The sequence below is a fragment of the Lachnoanaerobaculum sp. MSX33 genome, assembly GCF_000512995.1.
In the GTDB taxonomy this organism is placed as follows: Bacteria; Bacillota; Clostridia; order Lachnospirales; family Lachnospiraceae; genus Lachnoanaerobaculum.
The window spans coordinates 1-538 of the sequence record NZ_AZXX01000023.1 but is presented as its reverse complement, the minus strand read 5'-3'; the positions used below and the strand labels follow the sequence as shown (position 1 = coordinate 538).

Here is a 538-nt window from a genome sequence, read left to right as displayed (position 1 = left end):
CAAGTCAGGTGAAACTATTGCTGAGCACACTGTAGGAAAATATATGCGTGAAATGGGTATTAAAGCCCAATGGATTAAGCCTTTTACTACCACCACCGGAGACTCTGATTTTAGTACTGAACTTACAAATATACTTGATGAACAATTTAACCCGGAACGCCCTAATGCCATATGGTGCACAGATATTACTTATATATGGACTCAAAATGGCTTTGTATACCTTAATTGTGTCATGGACTTGTTTGCCAGGAAAATAATATCCTGGACTCTTTCAAATACTATGGAAGTATCAAATGTTATAACCAAAATTAATAAAGCAAAGGCTTATCGTAACATCAAATCGCCTTTAATAATACATTCAGATCGTGGTAGCCGGTACGTATCAAATGCTTGGCGTGAAGCCACAAAAACTATGCAACGAAGCTATTCTCGTTGTGCCTATCCATATGATAATGCGTGCATTGAATCATTTCATCTATTGATTAAAAGAGAATGACTAAACAGATTCAGTATTCAAAACTACAACCACTCTTATAAG

1 protein-coding gene is annotated in these 538 nt (G+C 36.1%); it reads left to right on the top strand.

The window, feature by feature from the left end; all coding sequences use genetic code 11:
* The coding region (locus tag HMPREF1495_RS02430) for an IS3 family transposase (RefSeq protein ID WP_242832836.1) at positions 1 to 496 on the top strand (496 nt) is incomplete at its 5' end.
* Positions 497 to 538 lie beyond the last annotated feature (42 nt).